Source organism: Bacteroidales bacterium, from assembly GCA_035353855.1.
In the GTDB taxonomy this organism is placed as follows: domain Bacteria; phylum Bacteroidota; class Bacteroidia; order Bacteroidales; family CG2-30-32-10; genus DAOQAK01.
On record DAOQAK010000032.1, the window covers coordinates 1 to 14,319 of the forward strand.

Annotated in this window: 12 protein-coding genes; 7 read left to right on the forward strand and 5 right to left on the reverse strand. The window is 32.9% G+C overall.

Going from position 1 to position 14,319, the window contains the following annotated elements; translation table 11 throughout:
• The coding region (locus tag PKK00_09280; GenBank protein HNW98586.1) for an ATP-binding protein at window positions 1-1,243 on the forward strand (1,243 nt) is incomplete at its 5' end.
• Window positions 1,244-1,254: 11 nt separating this feature from the next.
• On the opposite strand, the gene thiF is transcribed toward PKK00_09280, so the two are convergent.
• Complete coding sequence (gene thiF / locus PKK00_09285) at window positions 1,255-1,830, reverse strand: sulfur carrier protein ThiS adenylyltransferase ThiF (protein ID HNW98587.1); 576 nt, start codon at window positions 1,828-1,830, stop codon at window positions 1,255-1,257.
• A gap of 250 nt (window positions 1,831-2,080) precedes the next feature.
• Here thiF and PKK00_09290 point away from each other — a divergent pair, with 250 nt between their 5' ends.
• The 6 genes from PKK00_09290 to tnpA all read left to right on the forward strand — a co-directional run bounded on the left by PKK00_09290 (window position 2,081) and on the right by tnpA (window position 10,093).
• On the forward strand, window positions 2,081-2,962 hold the full coding sequence (locus PKK00_09290; GenBank protein HNW98588.1) for a T9SS type A sorting domain-containing protein: 882 nt from the start codon (window positions 2,081-2,083) through the stop codon (window positions 2,960-2,962).
• 82 nt (window positions 2,963-3,044) lie between these two features.
• Window positions 3,045-3,974 (forward strand): hypothetical protein, encoded by a 930-nt coding sequence (locus PKK00_09295; protein ID HNW98589.1) that lies wholly within the window; start codon window positions 3,045-3,047, stop codon window positions 3,972-3,974.
• A 30-nt stretch (window positions 3,975-4,004) separates the two neighbouring features.
• Window positions 4,005-6,347 carry a TonB-dependent receptor gene (locus PKK00_09300; GenBank protein HNW98590.1) on the forward strand — a complete coding sequence of 781 codons (2,343 nt, stop codon included), beginning with the start codon at window positions 4,005-4,007 and terminating at the stop codon, window positions 6,345-6,347.
• Between the two features lie 56 nt (window positions 6,348-6,403).
• Complete coding sequence (locus PKK00_09305) at window positions 6,404-7,225, forward strand: DUF364 domain-containing protein (GenBank protein HNW98591.1); 822 nt, start codon at window positions 6,404-6,406, stop codon at window positions 7,223-7,225.
• Window positions 7,206-8,912 carry a nucleoside-triphosphatase gene (locus PKK00_09310; GenBank protein ID HNW98592.1) on the forward strand — a complete coding sequence of 569 codons (1,707 nt, stop codon included), beginning with the start codon at window positions 7,206-7,208 and terminating at the stop codon, window positions 8,910-8,912. Before PKK00_09305 ends, PKK00_09310 begins: the two co-directional genes overlap by 20 nt.
• A 719-nt stretch (window positions 8,913-9,631) precedes the next feature.
• Window positions 9,632-10,093 (forward strand): IS200/IS605 family transposase, encoded by a 462-nt coding sequence (gene tnpA, locus PKK00_09315; GenBank protein ID HNW98593.1) that lies wholly within the window; start codon window positions 9,632-9,634, stop codon window positions 10,091-10,093.
• 292 nt (window positions 10,094-10,385) lie between these two features.
• Here tnpA and PKK00_09320 read toward each other — a convergent pair whose 3' ends face one another.
• From PKK00_09320 to wtpA, 4 genes are read right to left on the reverse strand one after another with little or no spacing between them, the layout of a single operon-like run.
• On the reverse strand, window positions 10,386-11,402 hold the full coding sequence (locus PKK00_09320; GenBank protein ID HNW98594.1) for a hypothetical protein: 1,017 nt from the start codon (window positions 11,400-11,402) through the stop codon (window positions 10,386-10,388).
• A 41-nt stretch (window positions 11,403-11,443) separates the two neighbouring features.
• On the reverse strand, window positions 11,444-12,505 hold the full coding sequence (locus PKK00_09325) for an ABC transporter ATP-binding protein (GenBank protein ID HNW98595.1): 1,062 nt from the start codon (window positions 12,503-12,505) through the stop codon (window positions 11,444-11,446).
• Window positions 12,492-13,277 (reverse strand): ABC transporter permease, encoded by a 786-nt coding sequence (locus PKK00_09330; GenBank protein HNW98596.1) that lies wholly within the window; start codon window positions 13,275-13,277, stop codon window positions 12,492-12,494. Before PKK00_09330 ends, PKK00_09325 begins: the two co-directional genes overlap by 14 nt.
• Window positions 13,267-14,271 carry a tungstate ABC transporter substrate-binding protein WtpA gene (gene wtpA, locus PKK00_09335; GenBank protein ID HNW98597.1) on the reverse strand — a complete coding sequence of 335 codons (1,005 nt, stop codon included), beginning with the start codon at window positions 14,269-14,271 and terminating at the stop codon, window positions 13,267-13,269. Before wtpA ends, PKK00_09330 begins: the two co-directional genes overlap by 11 nt.
• Window positions 14,272-14,319 lie beyond the last annotated feature (48 nt).

Here is a 14,319-nt window from a genome sequence, read left to right on the forward strand (position 1 = left end):
TGGCTTGGTAAAATTGCTTGTTAAAACGTATAAAAAAATTAACGAACTATTGTTAAATGGTATTTTAACCTCGAGAATACGATTACAAGAAAAAAAGATAAGAATACGCGAAGAACGCACGCAGGCATTGTATCAGCTTACAAAAGAAATCTCGTCGGTAACGAATATTAATGATATTACTAAAGCGGCAATTCAAAATATTAAAAAATATTTTAATCTTGAAAGTGTAATTATTTTAAAAAATGAAGCTAATCGATTTGAAGATCATCAACAATATGAAACTAATTTTAAACTTTCAGAAAATGATATAAGCATTGCAGCATGGGTTTTCAGACATTCTGCTAAAGCAGGTAAATATACAGAAACATTGCCATCGAGTAATTATACTTTTTATCCGTTAACCGGAAATAGTGCTAATATGGGGGTTGTGGCAGTAGAACATCGGAAAAATTTTACCCAAGGAGAAGAACAATTTTGGGATGCCTTCCTATCGCAGATTTCAGGAAAATATGAACGGGAATTTTTACGTGATGCAACAAAAAAAGATTTTTTGAAAAGGGAGTCTGATAAACTTTATAAAAACATTTTTGATTCCATTTCAAATGAACTGCAAATACCATTATCTTCGATAGTTAGTGCCACAGAAGAATTAATGGTAAATGCAAAACCTGATAAAACTCAACAAAAATATTTTTCTGAAATTAATGGTGGAATAAAACAATTAAAAAGCCTTGTTAAAAATCTGTTTAATATGTCACATATCGAGACAGGTCAAATTCAAATTAACCCGGAGTGGTGTGATGTTAAAGAATTAATAAATAATGTGACCGAAACGCTTAAACACGAATTGGAATCGTTTAATCTATCTGTTATAATTCCTGATGATATTCCCAAGGTCTATATTGATTTTGGCCTTATTGAACAAGTGTTGTATCATCTTGTAAAAAATGCAATTGAAAACACATCTTCAGGAAGCACAATAAGAATGAAATTTTTTTATGATGATGGCGTCCTTTCAATTATAGTAATGGATAGAGGAAAGGTCATACAAGAAGCTGAAATGGCTTCACTTTTTAATAATTTATATCGTGTTAAAAAAGATGATACAAGAGAAACCGGACTTGGGTTTTCGATAATAAAAAGCTTTGTTGAAGCACACAATGGAACAGTTACTGCAAAGAATCGACTTAATGGTGGCGTAGAGTTTACAGTAAAAATTCCTGTGAATATTTCTGAAAAATAATAATTAGAATTTTAATGTCCGAGTAAAATTTCCATCACCACATTTGCTTCCATATTAGCTACAATGCCTACACGTGGGGCAAGTGGTGGCATGTCTTCCGATACTTCTGTTATTGCATCACCACAAACATATAAATCTCCAATATGTTTTACTTTAATAGAATTGGAATCACCCCAGCCCGCAAGTCCAACACCCGAAACAATTGGTTTGCCTTTCATTTCCGAAAGAACAGTCTCAATGATCATTTGCTTTTGGTCAGCATGGTCAAAGGCTTCTACAATAACATCGCACTCATTAAATATTTTTAAAACATCTTTTGATTTTAGTTTTATGTCGTGGGCTTTGACAATTACCGAAGGGTTTATCCTGTTTATATTTTCTCTTAATGCATATGCTTTTTTCTGTCCTATCTGATCATAAAAAAAATACTGACGGTTCAAATTACTTTCAATAATCGAATCAAAATCGGCAATTATTAATTTCCCAATCCCTACACGCGCCAGTGCTACAGCGCAGTTGGAGCCAAGCCCACCGCAGCCTGCAATACCTACACATTTGGTTTTAAGGATGGTTTTGTAATCTTTCATGAAATATTATAATTCATTACAAATATAAAAAGAAATACAAATGATTTTGAGATGGACTGTAAAGTTTGGTTAAAAGGTATAAGGGTATAAAGGTATAAGGGTATAAGGGTATAAGGTATAAAACAGTATATCTCTATACCATATTCCTCTATACCTAATCAGTTTTTTGTAATTAGAATTAAATTTTTACTTTTGCGATATGAAATTAAAAACATAACGATAAATATTTATTAATTAAACAGGTAACATTATGAAAAAAATTTTTACGATTTTATGTCTGGCAGTTATGCCTTTTTTAACGAGTAATTCTTTTGCTCAGGATACACTTGCTGCATGGACCTTCCCTTCAACATCTGCCGATTCACTTGTAGATGTTGCTCCTTCATTAAATTCAAGTCGTTATATCAGTTGTCAGTATGGAACATGGGGCGCTACAACTTATCATGCAATAACAACCGATTATACAACCAATGGTTCATTGGGCTCTCCCGATAAATGTGCAAAAGCAACAGGTTGGAATGACGGAGCTGATTCAGCTTACTGGATGATAAAATTAAAAACTACAGGATATGGCAATTTGAAACTTTATTCAAAACAACAGGGTGGCGGTTCTAATCCCGGGCCAAGAGATTTTAAAGTGCAATATAAACTTCCGGGGTCTACTTCTCCTTGGGTTGATCTTACTACGGTTACCTGCGCTAATGACTGGACAACCGGTGTAGTAAACGGAATTACCATTCCATCAGCATGTGATAATCAAAGCAGCCAGATTTCAATCAGGTGGCTGGTTTCATCAAATATTGATATTAATGGTGGCACGGTATTATCAACAGGTATCTCAAAAATTGATGATATTATTATTACAGGTGTAGTATCTACAGGAATAGCAGAAACAGAAAATGAAAGTTTAATAAAAGTTTATCCGAATCCAAGTAATGGTAATTTCTTTATTGAAAATAATGGCGAAATAAATAAAATTGCAGTTTATAATTTACTTGGCAAATGTGTTTATTCCAAAGAAAATGTTATTGAATACAAAACAGAATTATCCGGCTTTGTTCCCGGAATGTACATGGTTCAGCTTACTTCAACATCGGAAAATGTTTATACTTACAAGATCATTGTAGAATAAGAATAATTTTATTAATAATTTTACCCTGTCTTGTATTTTCAAAGGCAGGGTAAAATTTTAACTATTGCAAACATAAATTATTATGAGAAAAAATATTTTTTCTGTCGGTATCATTCTCTTCTTGTCAGTTCTTATCCTTGGCGGATGTAAGAAAAAGGATGATGAACAATTACCGCCAACAATTAGTTTTAAAACAGGCGCTTCATACACCCAGGATGGCGCTATTGTTCAGGTTGGTCATAAATTGTTCTTTGGTATTCATGCCGAAGGTATTAGTGAATCCATTACCAATTTTACAGTAAAAAAATATTTGGATAACGGAACGGTAATAACTGTAATGGATACAGGATTATTTAACCAAACGCTCGACCTGGACAAAATATTTTATCAGAATGTAGAAGACAAAGCTACATGGAAATTTGCTGTGATGGACAGGAATCATATGTCTGCCGAGGTTTCAATGGTGATTTATAAAGACCCCAATTCGACTTATGGCGGTATTTTTTATTATCCTTCAATTAAATTAGGATATCAGAATAATACCACATACGGGCATTTTTTAGATCCTAATACAGGCATGGTTTATATGGATGATTCGGCAACTGCACACCATGACAAGATAGATGTCCTTATTTATTATATTATAAGTAATGGTTTACCTTCACCTGTGCTTTCTTCGCCCGGTGAGATGGATAATGCAAGCACCGAAGCACAAACCTATTACCCGTTTATCGCTAACTGGTCGCCGCGTAATTATACATTATGGGACATCAGTTTTGACAATGGAAACAATACTCCTTTAACTGCTGCTGATTTTGATGCAGCTCAGAACGACAGTTTGCTTATCGTCTCCTATCACGATGTTTGGGGGAAAAAGAAATTCAGATTTGGTACAACCGGAAAAATAGTACCTTTTCTCACGGCAGGTGGAAAATTAGGATTGATTAAAGTGAACAGTGCTGATTCAACAGATACGGGAATTATGGATATTTCCGTTAAAATTCAACAATAATATTTCAGAACAGAATTAACACCTTTATTAATGCGGAAGTTATTATTTATATTTTTCTTGCTTCCATTATTTGGTATTACACAATCAGGTCAGAAAACAATTATTACAGGAACTGTATTCGATGCAAATGATAATGCCCCTTTATTCAATGCAAGCATTGTTTTAAAAAATAAAAATATAGGTACCGCATCAGATAAAAATGGAAATTTTTCTTTACCCGGAATTGAAACAGGAACATATATTTTGAACGTAAGTTTTTTGGGTTACCAAAGCGTTCAGAAAAAAGTTGAAGTAAAAAATGAGCCTTCAATTCATGTTAAAATATTTTTAAAAGACACAAGTTTCACATCAAGGGAGCTTGAAATAATTGCGAACCGCGAAAAAGATATTCTTGACCAGTCAAACAGGGTAAGTATTATATCTGCTAAAAGCATTACAACAATACCTGCTCAAAACATCAATGGAATTATTAATTATTCTTCAGGCATAAACTCCAGCAATATTTCAGGAATATTTTCAAGCAAAGCAATAGTAACGATGCGTGGATTGCCATCCAACGACCAGTCGCGCACACTCGTTTTACTTGATGGAATTCCTTTAAATAAATCGGATGAAGGAAGTGTGAATTGGAACATGATCAATAAAAATAATATTGAAGAAATAAAAATTATTAAAGGTCCCGGTTCGGCGAAGTATGGCAGTGGCGCTATGGGTGGCGTAATTGAATTGATTTCAAAAAAACCTTCAAAAAAATTGGAAGGCAACATCATTACTGAATACGGAACATTCAACACGATGAGTTCAAATATTAACCTGGCAGGAATAATAAAACCTGACAGCTCGAAAGATTTTTTTTACTGGGGAATTACAGGTTTTGGCAGAAAAAGCGATGGATATATTACCTTACCTGAACAATACAGAACAATAGATGATACAACAGTTGAGCCTACTTTTTTAAAAGAAATAAATGCTTCTTTAAAAACCGGGTATAGTTTCAGGAAGAATCAGAATATTGAATTGCAGCTAAGTTATTATGATGATATGCGCGGAAACGGGTTTAAGGTTTTCGATTATTACGGAGCCTATCAGCAGCATCAGACATATAATGGTACGGCAAGGTATTCGGGAAATTTCGGGTATTTTAAATGGAATACAAATGTATATAACATTACCGAAAATTATCACAGGATATATGAGTACATGAAAGAAATGACATACCAGCTTTACGAGGCCAATTCTGAAAGAGAAGACAGGGGAGGTGCTGTTGATGTTTCATTTTTAAAATATAAGAAGCATGAAATTTCAGGAGGATTAAGTTGCAAATATGGCAGGGTTGATGGTTCTGATACCTATTACACATCAACAGATATTATTCGTAATGCCGGGAAAATGGATAGTTATGCCTTGTATTTGCAGGACCAGGTAAATCTTCTTAACGATAAAGCCCAGGTGAATGCTGGTCTGCGCTATGATTTTGCAAACTTTCATGATGGTTTATTTACCATTGATGATCCTTCGTATAGTATAATTTTTTATGAGAATTTTGAAGATGCATCAATGCCATCGAAACACTGGAATGCCCTATGTCCAAGGTTTTCGGCACAGTATAAATTTTCAAAAACCAGCAGAGCCTATATTTCCATTGCTAAAGGTTTCAGGGCTCCGATACTTGATGATATGTGCCGCACCGGGAAAAAGCATGGCGGATTTAAAGTTGCAAATCCCGATCTAAAACCGGAATTGATTACTACATACGAAACAGGCGGCGATATGGAATTAATGAAAAATTTCAAAGCCAATGCTTCGGTATATTACAGCGTAGGACACGATTTTATGTATTACACCAGTACCGGAGATTCAGTAAACGTGGGTTATGCACGTGTGCCGATTTTTAAAAAACAAAATATTGGCAAAGTTGAATTGTATGGAACAGAAGTGGAATTCAAGTATAACCTAAATGACAGTTTAAATATTTTTGCGAATTATACTTATACTCATGCCCAAATTATTGAAGACAATATTTTAAATTCAAAAGTTGATTCTAATCTTACCGGAAAATATTTAACCGATATTCCAGATCATACGGCCAGTGCAGGAATTACATGGCGAAATAAAATTGTCAACACTTCTGTTTTATTCAAGTATATTGGAAAAACATGGATAAACGAGTGGAACATTGTTGATGTGGATTATTTCAAAACGGATAAATTTCCTGATTACGGAACTTTTAATATTCGGCTCGAAAAGCAATTTTTTAAAGGTCTTTCGGCAAGTTTTAGTGTTGAAAATATTTTTAATAAGAAATATATCAACAGTAATTTGGAACAATGCGCCGGAAGGTTTATTTCATTTACAATAAAATATTCTTTATAGCTTTGCAAAATATATATAGAGCAATGCATCTGAAGAAATTTTTGTAAATGCATATCATGATAGTTCAGGAAACATACGATTTTTTAAAAAATAACTATACCGAAATTTTCAGGAACACTACGATTGAAAGAGTTGTTGTTGGAGTTTACTTTACTGCTGTAAAATTATCAAGCGGTTTTGCAGGAATGGGAAAGACAGAAATTGACAGCCATTGCTGCAATTCATACAAACATAAAAGAAATTTCGGCGATTTCTCTCCGGGAAAAATTAATGGTCAGAAAATTATTGACTTGTTTGAAAAAGCTGAGAATACTGATGTTTTGAATAATGTAAGGTTGGCTGTTTTGAATGCAGTATCATCAGAAATAATTTCACGTTCTAATTATAATGTTATTGAAGATAAAGATCCTATTGAATTAATTGATTTGAATCATAAAAAAACTATTTGTGTTGTTGGTGCATTTCAGTCGTATATAAATAAAATCGCTGCTACACAAAATAACTTATTTGTTCTTGAGCTGAATGAAAATGCTTTTGAGGAAAATCAAAAACAGTTTTATGTTCCGGCAGAAAAGTATGCTGAAACATTTTCTAAGTCGGATATAATTATAATTACAGGCGCAACGTTGGCAAACAATACGCTCAACACCCTTCTGGCAAATATTCCCGAACGCGCTCAAACAATTCTTGTAGGTCCCAGCAGCAGCCTTATTCCTGATGTTTTATTCAGGCATAAAATAAACATTATAGGTTCGACAAGAATACTTGATGCAGAAAAAATGTTCACTATAATTTCCGAAGGAGGTACGGGTTATCATTTATTCAATACCTGTGCAAAAAAAATATGTATACTCAATGATGGCTTTAAAAAAAATTGATAATATCTGGTTAAAAGCCTCTGTTTTGGGCTGCCTTTGGGCATCTTCTGAAATTGTGATCGGTAGTTTTCTACATAACCTTCGTGTTCCTTTTTGTGGAAATATTTTAACAGGTATTGGTATTATTATCATGGTTTCTGTCGGGCAAATTTGGACAGAACGCGGATTATTCTGGCGAACAGGGCTGGTATGCGCTTTAATGAAATCCATTTCCCCAAGCGCTATTATTTTCGGACCAATGATTGCCATTTTTACCGAAGCGCTGATCATGGAAGCCAGTACTTTTATATTCCGCAAAAGCATGTTCTCATTTTTGGTTGGCAGTGCATTGGCAATGCTATGGAACCTTGTACAACTTTTGCTTTCTTATGTAATTACTTATGGTTCCAATATTATTTATTTGTTTGAAAAACTTACTGAGAATTTTCAGCGTCAGCTTGGATTTGCTTATTCAAATTACTGGTGGCCTGTAGAAATTATTGCAATTTTTTATATCCTTGCAGGGATGGTAGCAGGAGGTATTGGTTTATATATTGGAAAGAAATCAAAAAAAACAAACCTGAACGAACAGGGAAATTTTACGAATAATACTGAACAAAACATTTCACGAATAAATAAACAACCTGAAGGTAATTTTTCATTAGGATTATTAATATGTAATATTATTATAATGATTGTTGCATTGAATATTTTTAGTTTTAAAAATATTTTATTATCGGTCATTACTGTTATAATAGTTGCTACATTTTGGATAATAAAATATCCGAAAGTGCTCAGGCCATTAAAAAAACCGGGCTTCTGGATTTTTCTGGTTCTCACTACAACTTTATCAGCATACCTGTTCACGAACATTACAACCGGAAAAAATAACGGTTGGATAATTGGCGCAGAAATGAACCTGCGCGCAATTGTAATGATACTGGGATTTGCTGTGGTAGGTAAGGAATTACGAAATCCTGTTATTGGGAAATGTTTATATGGCATCGGTTTTAAACAGCTGCCTGTTGCTTTGGAACTTGCTTTTGAATCATTGCCGGCAGTAATTTCAAATGTGCCGGGATGGAAAGATATTACCCGTAAACCTTTTTCATCTTTTCTTACTTACGTTAAAAAAGCGGATCTGCATTTTAAAGAACAGGAAGTAAGAATAAAAAATGACCAAAGAATAATTGTCCTTACTGGTAAAGGAAATGTGGGAAAGACAAGTTTTCTTGAAAAAATAATTACCATTCTTAAAGAAGAAGGCCGCGATGTTCGGGGAATTCTTTCGGTAGGCGTATTAGAGCAGAATTACAAAACAGGTTATAATTTGCTGAATATTTCCACGGGTGAAGAAAAATTGTTTATCAAAGATGAGAATTTTCCTGAATCAACAAAATTCAGAAAATTTTATTTCAGTAATGATGGCTTGAAATGGGGCATGAAAATATTAGAATCGGAAATAAATTTTGATTCGCAAATATTAATAATTGATGAAATAGGACCGTGGGAACTTGAAGAAGGAGGCTGGGCTGAAAGTTTAAATAAACTTGCGGCGCATTCAAAATATAAAATGATTTGGGTGGTGCGTGAAGAAATACTTACGGATGTAATTGGCAAATGGAACCTGAAGAACCCTGTTATTATTGATGTTTCAAAAACCCGGGTTTCTGAGGCACAAGAAAAGATTCTTAAATTTTTCTTATAGTCCTGAATTATTCCTATTCCTTAAAGTGTAAAAAATTTATTTAGAAAAAATTTGTGATTAATATACAAGAAATAATTTTCAAATTCTTTTTTGCTAACTTTGATATTCAAAATAATATTAAAAAAGGATTTTAACTTGAGATTATTAAAAATGTTGACCAACTTTTAAAACTCAATGAAGAAAAATCAGAAACAAAACTGCAAACAAAAATTGAACAACTCGAAAGCAAGATTGATTATTGCGAAAGTAGGATAAATGAAATAGTTTATGAATTATATGGTTTAACAGATGATGAAATAAAAATTGTTGAGGGAAAATAAAATTAAAAATGCACTGTCCCGTAGGGACAAAATATTTATAGAACAATAATATCGTAATACATCAAAGTCCCGTAGGGACGTAATAAAAAGAAGAATTTATAGCATACAGTGAGAAATATATTTTAAAGATGTTAAATAATATATCGTCCCTACGGGACTTGTAACGGCACATGGTCTGTTTTTTTATAAACATTAAGTTCCTAACGGGACAAATGAAAGAAGAAATAAAAATTAAACAAATTCTAAAACCATGAAAATATTAATATTTGAGAATAAATTAAAATTGTAGAATAAAAATAAAGAATAAAACGCACTGTCCCGTAGGGACAAAATATTTATAATAACAATAATAACATAATGCATCAAAGTCCCGTAGGGACGATATATAAAAAATGAATCATGGCAAACACGTTCACACAAATGTATATTCAATTTGTATTTGCAGTTCAGGATAGAATTTCATTAATTCAACCCAATTGGAAAGATGAACTCTACAAATATATTACAGGTATTGTGCAAAATAACAAACATAAACTAATTGCAATAAATGGAACCGCTAACCATCTTCATATTTTTGTAGGTTATAAACCTCATCAGCTAATACCCGATTTGCTTCAGGATATTAAAGGTTCTTCATCGGGCTGGATTAACAGCAAAAAATTTTTAAAAGGAAAATTCAGTTGGCAGGAAGGTTATGGAGCATTTTCATATTCACACTCTCATATTGATAATGTGGTGAATTATATTATGAACCAGGAAGAACACCATAAGAAAAGAACATTCAGGGAAGAATATATTGATTTATTAAAGAAATTTAATATTGCTTACGATGAGAAATACATTTTAAAAGATGTTGAATAATATATCGTCCCTACGGGACTTGTAACGGCACATGGTCTGTTTTTTATAAACATTAAGTCCCTGACGAGACAAATAAAAACGAAATAAAAATTAAATAAATTCGAAAACCATGAAAATATTAATATTTGGAGAGTAAATAAAAATTGTAGAATGAAAATAAAGAATAAAACGCACTGTCCCGTAGGGACAAAATATTTATAGAACAATAATATCATAATGCATCAAAGTCCCGTAGGGACGATATATAAAAAAGGTAACTAATAATAATTTTAAAAAAATAATCTTGATTTTTCTATTCAACTATTCTTATTTCCGAAATCATTTTAATTGCTCTGTCAGAAAAATAATCCGAGGCAGCGAAAATTGAAAAGGCTCCGTTTTCCTTATCATCACTGCGATTTAGTAATAATGTTTCTGCAAAATCATTACGATTAAATAATTCGCTATAAGTGAAAACGCATCGGTAACCATCTTTTCCAACTACAACAACCAAACCTTTTTGAATATTATTCTTATTCAGTTGAACATATTTTGCAAGAACATTTTTTAATGGAGCTCCTTTAAAATCACTTATTCCGTGAATGCCTCTTCCTCTGCCATAGAATACTGTTGAGTAATCTTCCTTCTTCAATTCATCAGGATATTTCGAAATTTTATCAACTTGTTTTTCATTTTTTGTTATGGTTATTTCTTTAGCATATTTGTCCTGTAAATCACGGTTAACGGGAATTGAAGCAGAATATGATTTAACGGTAATTTTTGTAGGGTTTGAAATATTTCTTACAGTAATAAGGTCGGTTGCTACAATTAATTTATTTTCGGTTGGAAGTGGCCATAAGTCTTTTGTTTTCGAAGGTACAATGCGAGCGACTTGTGTCGCGAAAAATATTTTATAGCGATTCACCGGATAATATAATTCGCCCCAACTAAAAACAACTTTATCTCCTTTTGCATTTTCAACTTCAACATACAAATCAATTATTGAATTGAATTCTGCTTCATTTTTCTTTTTAAGAATGATGTTATTTAGAATATCATAAAGCGAATATCCGTCATAACGGTATGCTCCAACAAAAGCGGTATCGCCATTTTCATTCAGTGTAGCTTCCTTAACTATTTCTGATCGAAGCGGAAGTTTTGAAAGGTCTACTGTAACTGCATTTGCAACTTCTCCTGTTATTTCTAATTTGGGAATTTCAAGATTGTATGTAGAATCATTATCATAGAAATCATTGGTCTCTGTTTTGCTTTGTGCTGATAAAGCCTGAGCAAAAAGCATTGATAAAAAAATAAAAACAATTTTTTTCATTTTAGTAAGGTTTTATGTGTTATAATTATTTGTCTATTTAATCATATTGAAATAAATTTTGCGCACGAAGCTTTAAAGCTTGTCCAAACTTCTTTTCCTTTTATTAATTCTAATTTTTCAAAGGAATCTTTTGAAATGATAGATGTGATTTTTATTTCACCTATATTCACTACAACTTCAATTCCTGTTCTTGCCGGGAAAAAATCAATTACCGTTCCTTTGAAAATATTTCGCGAACTACTTTCTGTCTGAACATTAGAAATTACAATGCTTTCAGAAGGTATCAACAAGAAGCCTTCTCCTGACGTATTTTCTGTTGTAACGTAAATTTTTATGTTATTAGTTTCAAATGATTTAAGGTCGCTATTGTTTTCATTTGAAATTAAATTTCCTTTATAGAAATTTTTTACACCTATAAATTTTGCAATGAATTCTGATTTTGGAAACATGAATACTTCTTCAGGTGAACCGATTTGAACAATATTGCCATGTTCAATAACGGCAAGCCTGTTGGCAAGTGATATGGCTTCTTCATAATCATGCGTAACGTGAATAATAGTTTGTCCATTATTATTTATTTTTCTGAGCAAACTTCGAAGCTCATATCTTAACGAGGAATCAATATTTGATAAGGGCTCATCAAGCAAAAGACATTCGGGTTTGGTGGCAAGCGCCCTTGCAAGTGCCACTCTCTGAGCTTCTCCGCCGGATAATGTTCCCGGTTTTCTTTGAAGGAAATTTTTAATTTCAACTAAATCGGCTAATTCATTTACTGTATTTCTAATTTCGTTTGAACTTTTCTTTTTGCAACGTAAAGAAAAAGCGATGTTTTCAAATACCGTCAAATGAGGGAAAAGAACCTGGTCCTGGTATACGAGTGCTGTTTTTCTTTTTTGTATTTTTTCAAAAGTTATATTATTTCCATTCAATAAAATTTCACCGGAATCAGGATTTGTAATTCCAGAAATAATTTCCAGTAACATCGATTTTCCCATACCTGATGCGCCAAGCAAAACAAAATAATCGCCTTTCTCAACAGAAAAAGAAATATTTTTCAAATTGAAATTTTGAAATGATTTCGATATGTTCTTAATTTCTATCATTTATTTTGTTCCTGGAAAACAGTCTAAGCGCAACAAATAAAATAAGACATATAATTATAAATAAAACAGCAATAGGTCTTGCATACTGCAATCCGAATGAATTAAATCTTTCAAATATCATTACCGGTGTTGTCATGGGATGATATGCAATAATAATAACCGCGCCGAATTCACTCATTCCTCGGGCCCACATCATTATTAATCCTGAAAGAACGGGACGCCATGCCAGAGGCAAAGTGATAGTAAAAAATGAACGCAGGGGTGAAGCGCCAAGATTCATTGCTGCTTTCTCTAATTTTACAGGAACTGTATTGAATCCATCAATGGCGCTTGTTAAAAGATAAGGAATGCTCACAAATGCCATTGCCAGCATGATTCCGGCTGTACTGCTTACAAAACCAAAACCCATGCTTTCCGCTATTTTTCCCATTAAAGTATTTCTTGACAGAACAGATAATAATGCAATACCGGCAGCAGAGTGAGGAATCACAATAGGTAAATTAATAATTCCAATAATTATTTTTTTAAAATAAAATTCTTTTCGTGATAAAACATATGCGAGAGGAATGCAACCTATTGCAAAAATTATTGTTCCCAGCATCGATATCCAAATAGTTAACCAAATGCTGTCTGTAACTTCTGAATCTTTTATTGTTTCTGTTATTTCTTTTCCTGATGTAGAAAATAACATACCCAATAACGGAGCGATGATGAACAGCAGTACCAGTCCGCCTAAAAAACTGAATGCAAGTATTAGTTTATTATTTTTCACTTTTTTCTTTAGTAGCAAATTGTTTAAGTGAATCCGGAAGATTGTCGAATGTTGGTGTGTAAGAAGGAACCAATGAAGGTTGACCATTTGCTTCAATAATCTTCATCCCTTTTGTTTTGTTTAGAAAGAATTCAACAAAAGCCAATGCCGCTTTCATATTTGGAGCATTCTTGGGAATAGTAATTCCGTATACCATTGCTTCACCTTTCTGAATTTTTTTCTCTCCGGGCTTTTTGCCTTTTACTTCAACTGAAACGGTTGAATAAAGAGAATCTAATTTCGGATTTTTTAAATTGATATCATCAGGTAATGCTACATATTTAAGCTTGTGCTGTTCTGCAACCGATTTATAAATAAAAATATAATCAATGGTATTACTTTCTAGCAATGCAAGTAAATCAACTTCTTTTGGACGGATATGCTGTATATCTTTTTTTAGAATTTTATCTGCAAAACCTTTTTTATTATAATATTTTTCCGAGAGTTTTGCAGTTAGAACTGCTCTGTATCCGCAGGGATCGGCATCAGGGTCGGCTCTTCCAAAAGCAACTTTATCATTAAGTAAAACGTCGTACCAATTGTCTTTATTGATTTCAGAGCCTTTGCGTGATTTTTCATTAAATGCAATTACCATTTCATTTGAAGCAAATTTTATACTCCAATCGGCATATTCTGGAATCAGATTTTTATCAATGACCTTTACATCTGCTGAAGCGAAAACATCACAGGGCTTTTTCAGTTCGCTGATTTTACGTGCGCATTCCACGCTGCCTGCAGCTTCTGCCAATACTTTTACCTTTGGATATTCCTTATTGAATTCTTTAATGATCTCTTTTATTGGAACAGATAAACTGCCTGCATGAAAAAGAATAAGGTTGCCAGTAATTGCTGTATCCTTATCGGATTGATTATTTTTATCTGAATTTCCTCCACATGAAGCTAATATTGCCAAGAGAGAAATTCCGATTACTGCTGCGGAAATTTTATTTATCATAATTGAGATGTCGTTATGATATTATTAACATATCGAAACAAAAATAAT